Source organism: Syntrophus buswellii, assembly GCF_046097065.1.
Lineage (GTDB): Bacteria > Desulfobacterota > Syntrophia > Syntrophales > Syntrophaceae > Syntrophus > Syntrophus buswellii.
In genome coordinates, this window is the sequence record NZ_CP175563.1 from 2996502 (window position 1) to 3010797 (window position 14296).

A 14296-nucleotide genomic window follows, 5' to 3' on the forward strand; every position below is an offset into this window, starting at 1 on the left:
CCTGCGCCTCTGATAGGCGATGACCTTTATCAAGCAACAGGAGAGCACTTTCATGATCTTGGACCCCACGGTAAATAAACTGGCGCAGAAAATCCTCGACGAGGGCCCCGATGCCCTCTCCTTTGAAGAGGCCTGTTCCCTGACGGAGCTGCCTTCCCGCTCCACGCCGGATTTCTTCCTTGCCGCCTGCAAAATCCGGCAGCATTATCAAAAAGACGGCATCGTGCGCTGCTCCATTCTCAATGCCAAATCAGGAGCCTGTGCCGAGAACTGCGCCTTCTGTTCCCAGTCGGCTCATCACCGGACAGACGTATCAAAATGGCCGCTGATGTCTGCAGAAGCCATGATTTCCGAAGGTCGGCGGATGGATGCAAACGGGGCGACCCGCTTTTCCATGGTCACCAGCGGCACCAAACTGAACGAGAGCGAAATTGAAACGATCGCGCAGGCGGCATCAGCCCTTAAGAAATCAACCCCTCTCACCGTCTGCGCCTCCCTGGGGCAATTGACGGCTTCTTCTGCAGAGCGGCTCAAGGCCGGGGGCGTCACCTTTTATCATCACAACCTCGAAACGGCTCGGAGCTTTTTCCCCGAGATCTGCACCACCCACAGCTACGACGAAGACATCGAGACGCTCCGCATCGCGAGGAAGGCGGGCCTTCGCCTTTGCAGCGGCGGCATTTTCGGCCTTGGAGAATCGTGGGAGCAGAGGGTGGAAATGGCGTTTACCCTGAGGGAACTGGATGTCGATGGGATTCCGATGAACTTCCTCAATCCCCGGCCCGGAACAAGGCTGGAAAACCAGCCTCTCCTGGCAACTATGGAGGCCCTGCGCATCGTCTCCCTGTACCGCTTCATCCATCCCGCCAGGCCTCTCCTCATCTGCGGCGGGCGGGAAATCACGCTGAGGGACTTTCAGTCCTGGGTGTTTCTCGCTGGAGCCAGCGGCGTCATCGTGGGCAATTACCTCACCACCCAGGGCCGGGATGTCGGAATGGATCAGGACATGATTGCAACGGCGCAGGAATTTGCATGACTTCCAGACACTTTCCCCTCTGGAGAAAATCCAGCAGGATCCTGGTGACCTGTCCAAAGGGAATCGCTTCCTACCTGAAAAGCGAAATCGAGTCGCTGGGCTTTCCGATAGAATTGGAGCGGGAAGCCGCCATCGTGACCGAAGGCACACTGGGAGACACCCTGCGACTGAACCTTTCCCTGCGCACGGGGCACCGTGTTCTCTACCTGATGGCCGAAGGCGAGGCCGGCGGCCCGGACGATCTCTATCGCTGGCTTCACGGCCTTGCCTGGGAAAACGTTCTCCATGAAGACGGCTATCTCTGCGTTACCTCCACGGTGGATCATCCCTCCATCAGGGACACCCGTTTCGCCAACCAGAAATGCAAAGACGCCATCGTCGACCGCCTTCAGAAAACCTGCGGCCGGAGGCCGGATTCCGGCCCGGCCCGGGACCGGGCGGTGGTGCATCTTTTCTGGAAGGGGCAGAGGGTTCAGATTTATCTGGACACCTCCGGTGAGCCCCTGTCCCGCCGGGGATACCGGAAAATTCCCGTCAAGGCGCCCATGCAGGAAACGCTTGCGGCGGCCATCGTCCTTGCCACGGGCTGGAGTGGAAAAGGCGCTTTCGTCAATCCCATGTGCGGCAGCGGAACCATCGCCATCGAAGCCGCCCTGATCGCCCTGAACCGCGCGCCTGGCCTTCTGCGGAGCAATTTCGGCTTTCGCCACCTCAAGGGCTTTCCTGCAGCCGCTTGGAAGGAGCTGCGGAAAAAGGCCCAGGAAAAGTCCGTCCGCCATTTTCCGGGCCAGATCATCGCCACGGATATGGACCGCCGGGCCATCGCCGCCACGGAGCAGAATGCGGCAAACGCCAGCGTTCAAAACTGGATCCACCTGGCGGTCTGCGATTATTCGGAAACGGACATCCCCCCGGAAGGAGGAATTGTCGTCATGAATCCTCCCTACGGCGAGCGCCTCGGCAATGTCCAGAAACTGGAGCGGACGTATGCCGGCCTTGGCAGCTTCCTCAAAACTTCCTGTTCGGGATACCGGGGATTCATCTTTACTGGAAACGTCGAGCTGGCCAAAAACGTCGGTTTGAAGACCCGGCGACGCATGATATTCTTCAACAGCGGCATTGAGTGCCGCCTTCTGGAATACGAGCTTTACGAGGGGACCTACAGGGACTGGAAAACGGCCTCGAAGCAGGAAGGGACGAACGGCCCTCGGAGTTGAACGACCCCACCGCTTGAGACGGGTGGGAAAAACAGGCATCCCTTGCAAATTCCCGGGAAATGCGGTAACAGACCCTTCCCACACAGAATGAACGAATGCTTTATTGAACATGCGCCACAGGGTTACAGGAACGTTACAGAGCCTGCCCGTCGATTATGAAGAAAACATCCACTGAGTGCCGTCCCATCGGCGTATTTGATTCCGGCATCGGCGGGCTGACCGTCGTGCGGGCTTTGATGGAAAGGTTGCCCTTTGAAAACATCCTTTACTTCGGAGATACGGCCCGGGTGCCCTACGGCGTCAAATCCGTGGAAACCATCAATGCCTATGCCGTTCAGATCGCTGAGTTTCTCCTTCAGAAGGGGGTCAAGCTCCTCATCGTTGCCTGCAACACGATGGCCGCTGTTGCCCGCTCCAACGTCGAATCCCTTTCGGCCGTCCCTGTCCTGGATGTGATCCAGGCCGGCGCCCTCCGTGCGGCGGCGGAAACGAGGACGCATTCCATCGGGGTCATCGGCACGCCCACAACCATCAACAGCAACGCTTACGCCCGCGCCATCTGCCAGCTGGCGCCGGAGACCCATATCTTTTCTCAGGCGTGCGCCCTCTTTGTCCCCCTGGTTGAAGAGGGATGGCTCGAACATCCCGTCACCCGCCTGACCGCCCAGGAATATCTCCGTCCCGTTCTGGCCGAACACATCGATACGCTGGTTCTCGGCTGTACCCATTACCCGCTGATCAAGGCACTTCTTCAGGATGTCGTCGGTCCGGACATCCGCCTGGTGGACTCCGCCGAGGCCATGGCCGACATGACCGCCGACCTGCTTCAAAGCCGGAGGCTGACGAATTCCGAGCGAACGCCGCCGGAATACCGCTTCTATGTGACGGATGTTCCCCTTCGGTTTCAGCAGATTGCGGAACGGTTTCTCGGACGTTCTCTGCCCGGTATTGAACGGGTCTCATTGTAATGGGCTTTTGCCCTGAACAGGGGCGGCATGTGATGCCTTCTTCATCCCGTTGGCAAGGATATCCCTGAGAAATCAAGACATCATGGTGCCATATTTGCAGCAACTCAGGGCTTTGGAAAGGGACCTTCTTCCCTTGTCACAGATTTCCCAGTTGAAGATCAGGAGTAAAGACTTGGTTTCTTGTATCGGCAAAACGTTATTGGTTGTTTTTTCGTCCCTGGTGCTTCTGATGGCCTCTTCAGGCCAGAACGCTCTACTGGCAGCCGGAAGCGCCATGGAGGCTGATGAAATGGCGGTCGCCATCCAAAACCGGATCGAGGCGGCGAATCCCCGGAATCCGGCCCCTTCCGGAGGAGAAAGGCCTTCATTCACCCCGGGGGTGAAGAAGTTCTACGCGCGTCACGGATTCCGCCCGGTATGGGTCGACCGGGAAGGTCCCCTGCCCACCGCGGATGCTCTGCTGAACGCCCTGCAAAAAGCCCCGCGCCATGGACTGCGGCCGGAGGACTATCACCTTGCCGCAATCGAAGACCTGCTTTCCGGATTCTGGGGATTTTTCGGACGCAACCCTCTCTCAGCGGAAGAAAGCGCGAACCTCGATCTTCTCCTGACCGATGCCTTTTTCCGTTATGCCTCCGACCTTGCCTCCGGCAGAATGAAAGGGGACAAGAGAAAAGCTCATTGGTATCTTCGGGAACGGGTGGCCCCCGATCTCGGCGAGGCTCTCGAAGAGGCCCTGGACTCGGGACAGGTGCAGCCGGTTCTGGAAAGCCTTGCGCCGATCACCCCCTCTTACATACGACTGCGGATGGCCCTTTTCAAATACCAGGAAATCGACCGCAGGGGGGGATGGCCGTTTATACCCTCCGATGCGGCAGGGCTGAAAAAGGGAGCCAAGAGCAGGCGCGTTGCCCTGCTGCGAAAGCGACTGAAGATATCGGGAGACCTTAACGCTTCGGATCATTTCGAGATCACCGGGGGAACAGATCTGTTCGATGAATCTCTCGACCAGGCAGTCCGGACGTTTCAGCAGAGGCATGGGCTCTACGCCGACGGCGCTGTCGGTCCCGAAACCCTGGAAGCCCTGAATGTTCCCGTCGCTCAGAGAATCCGCCAGATCGAAGTCAATCTCGAACGCCTTCGCTGGATACCTGAAGATACGGGGGACCAGGTCGTTGTCATCAATATCCCGGAATTCCGGCTCAGGGTTCTCGAAGGAAGCGATGAGCTGATGAACAGCCGGATTGTCGTCGGAAAATACGCCCAGAACACCCCCGTCTTTGAAAGCCGGATTTCACATTTCATCTTGAATCCCTATTGGTATGTTCCCCGGAGCATCGCCGTCGATGAGGTGGTGCCCCTGATCCTGAAATACCCCGAATATTTTTACTGGGAAAACATGAAAGTCCTTTCCAGTTCAGGCAAGGTGATTCCTCCCTGGGAGGTCAACTGGGAGAAGGTGACGGCCTCCAATTTCAAGTACCAGCTGCGTCAGGAGCCGGGACCGAAAAATCCTCTCGGCCGGATTAAATTCATCTTCCCCAATCCCTTTGATGTGTACCTTCATGACACCCCGGACCGTCATCTCTTTGAAAAGACGGTGAGAAGTTTCAGCCATGGCTGCATCCGCGTCGAAAAGACAACGGATCTCGCCATGACGCTCCTCCGGGGGAAACCGTCACGGGAGGAGCTTGTTTCCGCAATGGACTCGGGTGAAATGAAAACCATCCGCCTTCCGAAAGCCGTGGAAATCCAGGTGCTCTATTTCACAGCCTGGGCCGATGCGGATGGATTCGTGCAGTTTCGCGAGGACATTTACCGGTATGACGCCCCTTTGCAGCTCGCCATGGAACAGGCGGCGCACCGGACCGCAACAGAGAAGGATTGAATCGGGGGGAAGCCCAGAGATAAAATTGCTGGAAATAACGGATTGCAGAATGATACCTTCTACTAGTCAACAGGACATTCTTCCCGTCAACATCCGGAAAGGGATTATTCAAGAGCGATGGACCTTACGGAAGTGCTCCGGAAATACGGCGAACAGCTGGCCAGGCAGTGGGCGGTACGCCTTCATGAAGAGGTCAGTAATCGATACTCCAGCCGCCCCCTGGAAGAGCTTCTGGCCACGACCTCGAAGTCGACCGATGCAAACTACGATGCACTGGTGCATCAGGACTACACCAAGATTGACGCCTTTATCGCCGATATCAGCAAAATGAGGCTGGAAGGCGGCTTTTCCCTTTCAGAAGTTCAGAAAGCCTTTGAAATTTACCGCACCATCCTGATCCCCATCCTTGTCAGGGAACTTCAGGGTGACGCCCTGCTGCTTGCTTTGGAAAAGCTCAATGCCTGCCTGAGCCGCACCATTTTCACCTTCAGCGACTACTTTTTTAATCGGGCCGAGGAGGCGCTCTTCAAGGCCAAGGAAGAAGCCGAAGCGGCCAACCTGGCCAAGACGGATTTTCTGGCCACCATGAGCCATGAAATACGGACCCCCATGAATGCCATTATCGGCATGGCGGAGCTCCTGATGGAGACCCCCCTGTCCCCCGAACAGCAGCATTATGTGGAAATCTTCAAAAATGCGGGAGAAAACCTCCTGAATATTATCAATGACATCCTCGATCTTTCCAAGGTGGAGGCGGGCCACCTGGAACTTGAGAACGTGGAGTTTGATCTCGGGGAAATGATCGAAAGGACGGTTGAAGAACTGGCCATCCGCGCCCACAAGAAGAAGCTGGAACTGGCCTGCCACCTTCGTCCGGATGTCCCGCTCCACCTGATCGGAGACCCGGTCCGGCTCAGGCAGATTCTGGTCAATCTCATAGGAAACGCCATCAAGTTCACGGAGAAAGGCGAGGTGGTCGTTCGCGTCAGCCGGCATGATGAGGAGGCCGGTGAACCCGTTCCGGAACAGGAGCAGGAAAAGCCGCGACGGATCGAACTGCTCTTTTCCGTGGCCGACACGGGCATCGGGATCCCCCGGGATAAATTTGAAGAAATATTCGACAAATTCACCCAGGTCGACTCTTCAACGACCCGCAAGTACGGCGGTTCGGGCCTTGGACTGTCCATTGCCAAACGCCTCGTCGAGCTGATGGAGGGGCACATCAGCCTTGAAAGCGAAGAAGGTCGCGGGACCACCGTCTCCTTTACCGCCCGTTTCGGCATGCAGGAAAAAGCCTCAAAGGCCGTTGAAGTGGCCGAATCTTACGAGGGGAAAATTCTGGGGCTCAAGATTCTCATCGTGGACGACAATGCCACGAATCGAATGATTCTCAGGGAAATCCTGATGGGGCTGGGAGCCTATCCTGCGGAAGTGGAGGATGGGGAAAGCGCCCTGGCCGAGATGGAGGCGGCATGGGAAACCGAGCGGCCGTACGATCTGGTGCTGCTGGACTACCATATGCCCGTGATTGATGGGGCCGGCATCGCGGAGCGCATCCAGAAGAATCCCGTCCTGGCCGGCACGACCCTGATCATGCTGACCTCCGACCTGGGAAGGGGGGATCCTCAACGATTTCGCCAATTGGGCATTCGGGCCCATCTCATCAAGCCCATCAAACGCGCCGACCTCAAAAACGTCATCCTGAATGCCTTGAGCAAGGTAAAGGTTTCCGCCAGAAAGCCTTTGCCGTCATCTCCGGCGGTACCCGAGGCCGGGCAGGCGCTCGGCATCCTTCTCGCCGACGACTCGCCTGATAATTGCCTTCTTCTTCGCTCCTATCTCAAGGGGCAGCCTTACCGTCTCGATATCGCCGGAGACGGAGCCGCCGCCTTGGAGAAATTCAAGATCGGTCAGTACGATCTCGTTCTCATGGACATTCAGATGCCGGTGATGGATGGGTATGAAGCGACCCGGGAAATCCGAAAATGGGAAAGGGAGCATCGGCTCAAGGAAACACCGATCGTTGCCCTGACGGCTCATGCCCTTCAGGAAGACCGCGACAAAAGCCTGAGTGCCGGCTGCACCGGTCACTTGACCAAGCCCATCAAAAAGGCCTTTTTTCTGGAAGCCATCGCCCAATATACAGGAAGGGGGAAACAGCATGACACAGAAGCCCAATGACAGAATCACCGTCCGGATCGATCCCGATCTCGCCGATCTTATCCCCGGCTTTCTCGAAGGCCGGCGCCAGGACGTGGCCGCCATCATGAAAGCGCTGGAACAGAATGACGACGAGACGATCCGGATTTTAGGACACAACATGAAAGGATGCGGCAGCGGCTACGGATTTGACGGAATCACCGATCTGGGAAAATCCCTGGAGCAGGCTGCAAAAAATGGGGATAAGGAAGAGATGAAAAGAAAAGTCTCGGAATTGTCGGCCTACCTCGATTCTCTCGACATCGTCTACGAGTAGGTCGCCGGGGAGCCATCAGCACCCGGTCGCATCGCCGGGATACGGCCTGATGCCATTTCATATTTCCCGTCGGGTTTCGAAGCGATGGATCTGCTCCTGAGCGGGCGCGGGCAGGAAATCGTCGCTGACAGTGCCGAAGCCCGTCGCTTCCGGAGTCGAAACCGGGCTCGCGGGGATTTCATCCTACCGCCTCAGATATTTGCTCATCGTCAGAATATTGAGTCCGCTTTCCGTTTCGTAGTAAACCTCGTCCATGAGGGCATGCATGATGAAAAGGCCCATGCCGCTTTCCGGAAGCGTTTCCCGCTTCTGGGGGTCAAAGCGCAGCAGCCGGACCTTGGCCGGATCCAGGCTTTTTCCCCGGTCACAAACCTGAAAGGTGATCCGGTCCGGAAAGAGCAGGATGTTCAGCTCCACGGAATTTCCCGCTTCGAGCGTATAGGCGTGTTTCGTCACATTGGTGACCGCCTCTACGACGCAGAGTTCAAGATGATAGCCGCTGACGTCATCGAGAGACAGGGCACTGGCGATTCCGCGCACAGCCCCGCCGATCAGTGGAACATTTTCGAGCTTGCTTTCAATAATCAGCTTGATGGAGCCAGTTGTTTCCATTGTTCCTCACAATCGTCTGGAGAGGGCCCCGATTGCTTCCTCTTCCGAGGACAGGATATCGAACACCCGATTCATCCGGGTCAGACGAAAAAGGCTCATGACCGTTTCCCGGACGGAACAGATCACCAGGTCGCCGTCATTGCCGATTTTTTTAAGGCTGGACACGATGGCGCCGAGACCGCTGCTGTCAATAAAATCCACTTCGGAAAGATTAAGCACGATCCTCCGGTTCCCGGCACCGATCCACTCGCTCATTTTCTCCTTGAACTCCGTTGCGGTGGCTGCGTCAATCCTTCTTTCCAGCGGTCGTACAATCAAAACATCCCCCATCTTGTTCTGGTGTAGTTGCATAGATTCCTTCCTTAGCCTGTAATATGTTCACTGACATTTCCCGTTTTTGAATTCGATCCCCAGCAGACTGACATCGTCCTGAAGCTTGGCCCCCTGAACGAACCGCTCAATCGCCAGGACAATCTCGTCAAGGACGGCGCCGATGGGAAGCCTGTAGAGGCCTTTTACAAGTTCATGAAACCGCTTCTCACCGAAAATTTCCCCCCTGGAATCCACGAATTCAAACACTCCGTCGGTATAGAGGATAATCTTGTCGCCAGGCGATAAGATCTTCTCCCCTTCCTCAAAGGGCAGGATCCCATCAAGCCCGATAATCGTCCCACCCTCTTCCAGCAACTCCAGGGCTCCATCGGCGTGAAGGAGAATAGGCGGTGGGTGGGCGGCGTTGCTGTAGATCATATGACCATTCCGGATATTGACAATGAGATAGATGATGGTCAGAAACCTCTCAAAGCGTTCCCAGGGATATTCCTCGTCCAGCGACTTCAAAACCTCACCGGGAGAAACCACCTGATGATCCGGGGTGAAACCGGGCCTTTTCCTGATGGTGCATCCCATGTGGGGTTGAAGGGTCTGGGAAATGGAAAAGGTCACCAGGGCAGGGGGAACTCCATGCCCGCTCACATCGATCATGTAAAAGCCAAGATGATCCTCATCCAGGCGGAGCACATTGAAGATGTCGCCGCCGATCTGCTCGGAGGGCATGAATTTCCAGGCGATGTCCAGATTGTCGACCTCCGGCGGATTGCGGGGCAGCAGGTTCTGCTGAATTCCGGCAGCGGCCTGAAGATCTTCGTCGAGCTTCTTCTGCTTTTCAGTCAATTCGGCATTGGTCGCGATCAGCTCGTCGGTCAGTCTTCGGATCTTGAGCTGATTTTCAATGCGGGCGATCACCTCGCCCCGATCGAACGGCTTGGTGATGTAGTCGGCGCCGCCGATGGCAAGCCCCCGGATTTTGTCCGCTGCATCGGTCCTGCCGGACAGAAAGATGATGGGGATATCCCGAAAGCAGGGATCGGCCTTGATTCTCTCACAAACCTCGTATCCATCGATACCCGGCATCATGATATCCAGAAGAATGAGATCCGGCTGAAATTCTCCGATTTTCTGCAGACCCTCCTCGCCACTCTCGGCTTCCATCATTTCAAAACCCGACGCCTTGAGCAGCCTGGCCAGCAGCGCCCTGAAATCCAGGCTGTCATCTATGATCAGGATCCGATCTTTCAGCCTCCTCATTTAACCGCTTCCACCTTCCAGATAAGACCCGCATACTCGGAGATGGCCCGATCACTGGAGAATTTTCCCGACCGTGTGACGTTGAAAATCGCCTTTTTGGTCCAAGAGGCCGTATCTCGGTATTCCTCCTCGATTTTTTCCTGGATACGGATGTATTCGAGAAGGTCCGGCAGATGGAAGTAGGTGTCTTCCTCATGCATGAAGCGGGAGTAGATCCACTGGAAGAGTCCCGGTTCAGAGGGGCAGAAGACATTATCGCGAAAGGTGTCGACCACTATGCGGATTTCCGGATAGCTCCGGTAGTACTCCGTCGGACGATAGGTGTTTGCCCTCTGCATCTCTTCAATTTCCCCGGCTTTCAGCCCGAAGATGAAGATGTTATCCTCCCCCGACTCCTGGAGCATTTCCACATTGGCGCCGTCAAGCGTTCCCACGGTCAGCGCGCCGTTCAGCATGAATTTCATATTCCCCGTTCCGGAGGCCTCCGTGCCGGCCATGGAGATCTGCTCGCTGAGATCCGCCGCGGGAATGATCTTCTCCGCCAGCGACACCCGGTAATCGGGCAGGAAGACAACCTTCATGATGTCCTGCAGCCTTTTGTCCGAGTTGATCACCTGTCCCACGTTGTGGATCAATTTGATGATCTGCTTCGCCACCCAGTAGCCGGGCGCGGCCTTGCCGCCGAAGATATAGGTTTTGGCGACCGTCGGGGTTTTTTCTCCCCGGACAATCTGCAGATACTCATAGATGATATGCATGATCTTCAGCAGCTGGCGTTTGTACTCATGAATCCTCTTGACGTGGACATCGAACAGGGAATCGGGATTGACGGAAACCCAGGCGGTTCTCGATATGATCCTGCTCAAAGCCTCCTTGTTGGCCCGCTTAATCCCGCGGAACCGGTCCTGGAAGTCCGGGTCATCGGCGCAGGACTCCAGCCGCTTGAGTTGAGCAAGATCGGTTATCCAGGAATCCCCGATCTTTTCGGATATCAGCCCGGCTAACTGCGGATTGGACTTGAGGAGCCAGCGTCGCTGGGTGATTCCGTTGGTGATGCTCACAAAGCGCTCCGGCCAAAGGGCATGGAAATCGGAGAAATTATTCTTCATCAGTATTTCCGTATGGAGGGCCGAGACGCCGTTGATGGAATGGGAACCCACCATGGCCAGGTGGGCCATTCGGACCTGCTTGTTTTCGCCTTCCTCGATAAGCGACATCCGGCGTATCAGATCGATATCGCTGGGATGGAGGGAGGCCACTGTCGCGAGAAAACGGGAATTGATTTCATAGATGATCTGGAGATGACGGGGAATCACCCGCTCCAGAAGGCTTACCGGCCACTTCTCCAGGGCCTCGGAAAGAATGGTATGATTGGTGTAGGCCATCGTCCTCTGGGTGATCTCCCAGGCGGAATCCCAGGGAAGGGCGTACTCGTCGACGAGCAGTCTCATCAGCTCCGCCACCGCTAGCGAGGGATGGGTGTCATTCATCTGGATGGCCACCGAATCGGAAAATCGGTCGAAGTCACCATGGTCCTTCAGGTATCGACGGACAATATCCCTCAGGGAGCAGGCCACCAGAAAGTACTCCTGCACCAGACGGAGCTCTTTCCCCGATTTGAGGGTATCCCGGGGATAAAGCATCTTGGTGATGGTTTCTGAGGAAACCTTCTGTTCCACCGCCCGGAAATAGTCCCCCTCATTGAAGATCTGAATATCAAAATCCGTGGAGGAACCGGCTCCGTAGAGACGCAGCCAGTTGACCGTCTTCCCCCCGTAGCCGACGACGGGAATATCAAAGGGAATGCCCATGATCACCTTCCAGTCGAGCCACATGGGATTGTATTCGCCTGCACGGTCCTGAAAGTGCTCGATCCGGCCATAGATGGGAACGATACATTTCTCGTCGGGGCGCTTGATCTCCCAGGGGCTGAATTCCGCCAGCCAGTTATCGGGTTTTTCCTTCTGGTAACCGTTATCGACCTCCTGCTTGAAAAGGCCGTATTCATAATGAATTCCGTAACCGAACCCGGGGATATCGAGTGTCGCCATGGAATCGAGAAAACAGGCCGCCAAACGCCCCAGCCCCCCGTTACCGAGCCCGGCATCGTTTTCCTGCTCCCGGACCTCATCAATATCAATGCCGGCTTCGGACAAAACATCCCGGCAAAGGTCGAAAAGGCCTAGATTGTAGAGGCTGTCGCCCAGCAGCCTTCCGATTAGAAATTCCATGGAGAGGTAATAGACCCTCTTTGCCCCGGCCTCCTGATAGCGCCGTTCGGTCTGGAGGATCTTCTCCGTCATCCGGTCCCGCAAGGAAAAAGCCGTCGCGAGAAAATGATCCCGATAGTCCTTTGATGGAGTCTCCCTACAGAGTGAACAACGGAGATGATAATCCATCGATTCCTTCAGGGCCGCTCTTGAATTGTCCAGGTAGTTCCGAGTCATGGATGGAATCCTCGATGGTTCGTTATTTAAGCTGTCATTCTGATAAGACTTGCCGATCTTGTCAATCAAAAAGGAGACGCAATGCCTGATTTATCCCCCGGCTGCAGCCGGCCGGTTCCTGGTCAGCTCCTCAACGACGGCAGGTTCGGCGAGGGTGCTCGTATCGCCCAGATCGTCAAGTGAATTTGCGGCGATTTTACGGAGGATCCGCCGCATGATCTTCCCCGAGCGGGTCTTGGGCAGGCCGGGAGACCACTGGAGAACATCGGGCACGGCGATGGCCCCGATTTCCTTCCTGACCCACAGCAGGAGCTCTTCCCGCAGCACCTCAGAAGGGGGGCAATCCGCTTTCAAGGTCACATAGGCATAAATGCCCTGGCCCTTGATCTCGTGGGGAAAACCCACTACGGCCGCCTCCGCCACGCCGGGATGAGCCACCAAGGCGCTTTCCACCTCTGCTGTTCCCAGGCGGTGCCCCGATACATTGATGACGTCATCGATCCGCCCCGTAATCCAGTAGTCGCCATCCTCATCCCGGCGCGCGCCGTCACCTGTGAAGTAAACCCCCTTGTACATGGAGAAATAAGTCTGGAGAAATCGGGAATGATCGCCATAGATCGTTCGCAGCATACCCGGCCATGGATCGGTAATGACGAGATTGCCGTCTGCCGGCCCCTCCAGGAAATTGCCGGCGGCATCAACGATGGCCGGCTTTACACCGAAATAGGGCCGGGCGGCTGACCCCGGTTTGAGGGGCATGGCGCCCGGCAGGGGTGAAATGAGAATTCCGCCTGTTTCCGTCTGCCACCAGGTATCTACAATGGGACAGCGTTTTTCGCCAACCACGTCGTAATACCAGAGCCAGGCTTCAGGATTGATGGGTTCCCCGACAGTGCCCAAGAGTCGCAGACTCCTGCGGGATGTTTTTTGCACCGGCTCGTCGCCCTGGCGCATCAGGGCGCGAATGGCCGTCGGAGCGGTATAGAGAATGGAGATCCCGTGCTTGTCAACGATATTCCAAAAGCGGGACCAGTCCGGATAATGGGGTACACCTTCGAACATGACCGTGGTAGCGCCGTTGGCCAGCGGGCCGTAAATGATATAGCTGTGTCCCGTTACCCAGCCGATGTCCGCGGTACACCAGTAAATGTCGCCATCGTGATAGTCGAAGATGTGCTTATGGGTCATGGCCGAAAAGACCAGATAGCCCCCCGTTGTGTGCAGCACGCCTTTGGGCTTTCCCGTGGACCCGGAGGTATAGAGGATAAAAAGCGGGTCCTCGGCATCCATTTCTTCCGGCGGACAGTCGGTCGATGCATTTTCCATAAGTTCGCCCCACGGAAGATCTCTTCCCGGTATCCATGAAATGGCGGCGCCCGTGCGCTTCACCACGATCACCTTTTCGACAATGGGACATTTTTCTACGGCCTTGTCCGCGTTCTCTTTTGCGGGAATTCTCTGCCCTCCGCGCAATCCCTCATCAGCAGTGATCAAAACCCGCCCCTGGCAGTCCCGGATACGTTCCGCCAGAGAGTCCGCGGAAAAACCGCCGAATACGATGGAGTGCACGACTCCGATCCGGGTACAGGCCAGCATGGCCACCGCCAGTTCGGGAATCATGGGCAGATAGATGGTGACGCGATCACCCCGCCGCAATCCCAAAGACTTCAGAACATTGGCGAACCTGCAGACCTCTTCATGCAGCTGGCGATAGGAAAAGGACCTGCTTACCGCGGGATCGTCCCCCTCCCAGATGAGGGCGACCGCATCGCCACGCATGGGCAGATGACGATCCAGGCAGTTATAACTGACGTTCAGTTTCCCACCACAGAACCAGGAAATATGGACATCGCCGTCGAAGGATCCCTCCTTCACTTTCGTCCATGGGCGAAACCAATCGAGGCAGCCGGCCTGTTCTCCCCAAAAACCCTCGGGATCTGAAAGCGACTGCTCGTACATTCGCCGATAGGTAACATTGTCTATCCAGGCCGCTTTTGCCCAGGAATCCGGAACAGGAAACAACGTATCCGTCATGGCTCCCCCCTTTAACGCCTCTCTGTAACTG

Annotated in this window: 11 protein-coding genes; 6 read left to right on the forward strand and 5 right to left on the reverse strand. The window is 56.3% G+C overall.

The window, feature by feature from the left end; translation table 11 throughout:
• The first annotated feature begins 52 nt into the window (after positions 1 to 52).
• The 6 genes from bioB to ACJ77P_RS13515 all read left to right on the forward strand — a co-directional run bounded on the left by bioB (position 53) and on the right by ACJ77P_RS13515 (position 7585).
• Positions 53 to 1036 (forward strand): biotin synthase BioB, encoded by a 984-nt coding sequence (bioB, locus tag ACJ77P_RS13490; protein WP_408998534.1) that lies wholly within the window; start codon positions 53 to 55, stop codon positions 1034 to 1036.
• Positions 1033 to 2253, forward strand: coding sequence for a class I SAM-dependent RNA methyltransferase (locus ACJ77P_RS13495; protein ID WP_408998535.1), 1221 nt, complete (start codon positions 1033 to 1035; stop codon positions 2251 to 2253). The genes bioB and ACJ77P_RS13495 overlap by 4 nt, the downstream gene beginning before the upstream one ends.
• A 155-nt stretch (positions 2254 to 2408) precedes the next feature.
• Positions 2409 to 3221: a glutamate racemase gene (gene murI / locus ACJ77P_RS13500; protein WP_367359996.1), complete on the forward strand. Its 813-nt coding sequence runs from the start codon at positions 2409 to 2411 to the stop codon at positions 3219 to 3221.
• A 172-nt stretch (positions 3222 to 3393) separates the two neighbouring features.
• On the forward strand, positions 3394 to 5109 hold the full coding sequence (locus ACJ77P_RS13505) for a murein L,D-transpeptidase (RefSeq protein WP_408998536.1): 1716 nt from the start codon (positions 3394 to 3396) through the stop codon (positions 5107 to 5109).
• Between the two features lie 117 nt (positions 5110 to 5226).
• Complete coding sequence (locus tag ACJ77P_RS13510; RefSeq protein ID WP_408998537.1) at positions 5227 to 7290, forward strand: response regulator; 2064 nt, start codon at positions 5227 to 5229, stop codon at positions 7288 to 7290.
• Positions 7271 to 7585, forward strand: a complete 315-nt coding sequence (locus ACJ77P_RS13515; protein ID WP_367359999.1) for an Hpt domain-containing protein — start codon at positions 7271 to 7273, stop codon at positions 7583 to 7585. The genes ACJ77P_RS13510 and ACJ77P_RS13515 overlap by 20 nt, the downstream gene beginning before the upstream one ends.
• A 183-nt stretch (positions 7586 to 7768) precedes the next feature.
• On the opposite strand, the gene ACJ77P_RS13520 is transcribed toward ACJ77P_RS13515, so the two are convergent.
• The 5 genes from ACJ77P_RS13520 to acs all read right to left on the reverse strand — a co-directional run bounded on the left by ACJ77P_RS13520 (position 7769) and on the right by acs (position 14265).
• Positions 7769 to 8197: an ATP-binding protein gene (locus tag ACJ77P_RS13520; RefSeq protein WP_367360000.1), complete on the reverse strand. Its 429-nt coding sequence runs from the start codon at positions 8195 to 8197 to the stop codon at positions 7769 to 7771.
• A 6-nt stretch (positions 8198 to 8203) separates the two neighbouring features.
• Positions 8204 to 8548, reverse strand: coding sequence for an STAS domain-containing protein (locus tag ACJ77P_RS13525; RefSeq protein ID WP_367360001.1), 345 nt, complete (start codon positions 8546 to 8548; stop codon positions 8204 to 8206).
• A 27-nt stretch (positions 8549 to 8575) separates the two neighbouring features.
• A complete protein-coding gene (locus ACJ77P_RS13530; protein ID WP_367360002.1) occupies positions 8576 to 9784 on the reverse strand; it encodes a PP2C family protein-serine/threonine phosphatase in 1209 nt (402 codons plus the stop codon).
• Positions 9781 to 12231, reverse strand: coding sequence for a glycogen/starch/alpha-glucan phosphorylase (locus ACJ77P_RS13535; protein WP_408998538.1), 2451 nt, complete (start codon positions 12229 to 12231; stop codon positions 9781 to 9783). Before ACJ77P_RS13535 ends, ACJ77P_RS13530 begins: the two co-directional genes overlap by 4 nt.
• 90 nt (positions 12232 to 12321) lie before the next feature.
• Complete coding sequence (gene acs, locus ACJ77P_RS13540) at positions 12322 to 14265, reverse strand: acetate--CoA ligase (protein ID WP_367360141.1); 1944 nt, start codon at positions 14263 to 14265, stop codon at positions 12322 to 12324.
• Between the last annotated feature and the right edge of the window lie 31 nt (positions 14266 to 14296).

What these genes read in the sequence shown, in the direction of transcription:
- ACJ77P_RS13510 (WP_408998537.1), top strand. Translation starts at nt 5,227, where the DNA reads ATGGACCTTACGGAAGTGCTCCGGAAATACGGCGAACAGCTGGCCAGG.
- ACJ77P_RS13520 (WP_367360000.1), bottom strand. Translation starts at nt 8,197, where the DNA reads ATGGAAACAACTGGCTCCATCAAGCTGATTATTGAAAGCAAGCTCGAA.
- ACJ77P_RS13530 (WP_367360002.1), bottom strand. Translation starts at nt 9,784, where the DNA reads ATGAGGAGGCTGAAAGATCGGATCCTGATCATAGATGACAGCCTGGAT.
- ACJ77P_RS13535 (WP_408998538.1), bottom strand. Translation starts at nt 12,231, where the DNA reads ATGACTCGGAACTACCTGGACAATTCAAGAGCGGCCCTGAAGGAATCG.
- ACJ77P_RS13495 (WP_408998535.1), top strand. Translation starts at nt 1,033, where the DNA reads ATGACTTCCAGACACTTTCCCCTCTGGAGAAAATCCAGCAGGATCCTG.
- acs (WP_367360141.1), bottom strand. Translation starts at nt 14,265, where the DNA reads ATGACGGATACGTTGTTTCCTGTTCCGGATTCCTGGGCAAAAGCGGCC.
- ACJ77P_RS13515 (WP_367359999.1), top strand. Translation starts at nt 7,271, where the DNA reads ATGACACAGAAGCCCAATGACAGAATCACCGTCCGGATCGATCCCGAT.
- murI (WP_367359996.1), top strand. Translation starts at nt 2,409, where the DNA reads ATGAAGAAAACATCCACTGAGTGCCGTCCCATCGGCGTATTTGATTCC.
- ACJ77P_RS13525 (WP_367360001.1), bottom strand. Translation starts at nt 8,548, where the DNA reads ATGCAACTACACCAGAACAAGATGGGGGATGTTTTGATTGTACGACCG.
- bioB (WP_408998534.1), top strand. Translation starts at nt 53, where the DNA reads ATGATCTTGGACCCCACGGTAAATAAACTGGCGCAGAAAATCCTCGAC.